Source organism: Mesorhizobium sp. CNPSo 4670, from assembly GCF_057784235.1.
Genome location: NZ_JBWJFQ010000083.1, coordinates 1 through 618, shown reverse-complemented (window position 1 = coordinate 618; position 618 = coordinate 1). Strand labels below are relative to the sequence as shown.

Genomic DNA, 618 nt, shown 5'->3' with positions numbered 1-618 from the left:
GATCTCGCTCAGCTGCCGCTCAATGGCAAGACCGTGTAGATTGGCTGGGGTCCTCGGCCTCTTCGCTGGCCGCAACCCAGCTGTGTCACGCTCATCGTTGATGAGGACCTCCTCGCCTGGCAGGAGGTTGCTGCTGGCAAATGCACCCATCGGCTTGTCGGGGAACTGCTGGCGGTCGTAGCCCCAGTTCAAGTGACGAATAGACCCTCCGGGGTCTGATGACTGGTCATGGCGCGCGGCTGGCTCGGGAGACGACGGGCCGGATTTGTCTATCATCTCCCAAAGCAAATCCTGATCGTAGCCTTCTACGGGAGGCAGCTCCTATGGCCACCTGTCCGCTTCCTGCCACGCGCTGTGCTGCGCAGCGGCGCCGCTGACGGGCATCGGCTCCATCCGCGGCGCGTTTTCGGGATCAGGAACGGGGAGGTTATGGCGCTCGAGCTCCATCGCTTTAGCGCCTGCCTGCGATTTTCGCAGATCAGCCAGTGCGGCACCGATTTTCCGATTGCCCCCGCCGTCCTTCCTATAGCGCTCGACATCGCCGTCCAACGACGTGCCGGAAAGCCGAGCAGCAATGCCCGGCTTGTTGTTCTCACGCAGATAGTCGCTGAAACTGCG

The 618-nt window shown here is 62.3% G+C and carries 1 protein-coding gene and 1 pseudogene; both read right to left on the bottom strand.

Annotation, left to right across the window (positions count from 1 at the left end):
* Positions 1-276 (bottom strand): annotated as a pseudogene (locus tag AC0ZT5_RS35200) (hypothetical protein); the annotation flags it as partial.
* Between the two features lie 45 nt (positions 277-321).
* Positions 322-618 (bottom strand): hypothetical protein (locus tag AC0ZT5_RS35195; RefSeq protein WP_488500172.1); only part of this gene is annotated, 297 nt, incomplete at its 5' end.